Annotated in this window: 1 protein-coding gene; it reads left to right on the top strand. The window is 74.0% G+C overall.

Going from position 1 to position 868, the window contains the following annotated elements; translation table 11 throughout:
• Positions 1–19: 19 nt before the first annotated feature.
• The coding region (locus DMH12_RS38635; RefSeq protein ID WP_148107618.1) for an RDD family protein at positions 20–868 on the top strand (849 nt) is incomplete at its 3' end.

Consider the following 868-nt stretch of genomic DNA (forward strand, 5'->3'; position numbering starts at 1 on the left):
CGAGGGAAGGGCGGCGGGCGTGAGCGAGCTGGTGACGGGCGAGGCGGTGGCGCTGGAGCTGCGCCCCGCGAGGCTGCCCAGCAGGGCGTTGGCCGTGCTGCTCGACCTCGCGGTGGCCGTGGCCGTCTACATAGCGGCCACCATCGCCCTGGTGGCCTCCACCGCCTCCTTGGACATGGCGGCGCAGACCGCGCTGTCGATCGCCGTCTTCGTCCTCGTCCTGGTGGGCGGGCCGATCGCCGTCGAGACGCTCAGCCATGGACGGTCACTGGGGAAGATGGCGTGCGGGCTGCGGGTGGTGCGGGACGACGGCGGGCCGATCCGGTTCCGGCACGCGCTGGTGCGGGGCCTGATCGGGGTGATCGAGATCCTCATGACGTTCGGGGTGGTCGCCTGTATCGCCTCGCTGGTGTCGGCGCGGGGGCGTCGGCTGGGAGACGTGTTCGCGGGCACGCTGGTCGTGCGGGAGCGGGTGCCGGTCGCGTCCGCGGGGTTCATGCCGCCGCCTCCGCCCTGGCTGGCCGGGCGTTTCTCGGGGCTCGACCTGTCCGCGGTACCCGACGAACTGTGGCTCGCCGTCCGTCAGTACCTGACGCGGATGGGGCAGCTGGATGCCCGCGTCGGCTGGGCCATGGCGGAACGGCTCGCCGCCGACGTGGCGGCTCGGACTGGCGCCCCGGTACCGCGGGAGGTTCCGCCGCCCGCCTATCTCGCGGCCGTGTTGCAGGAACGGCAGGCGCGGGAGGCGCGGCGGGCGTTCGGGGGTGCGGCCGTGGGTGCGGATCCGGTGGCGACGGCATCGCCGCTGCCTCCCGTCACTCCTGCAGCTCCTCCTGTTGCTCCTCCTACAGCTCCCGCCCCTCCGGTC

The organism is Streptomyces sp. WAC 04229 (assembly GCF_003947455.1).
Taxonomy (GTDB): domain Bacteria; phylum Actinomycetota; class Actinomycetes; order Streptomycetales; family Streptomycetaceae; genus Streptomyces.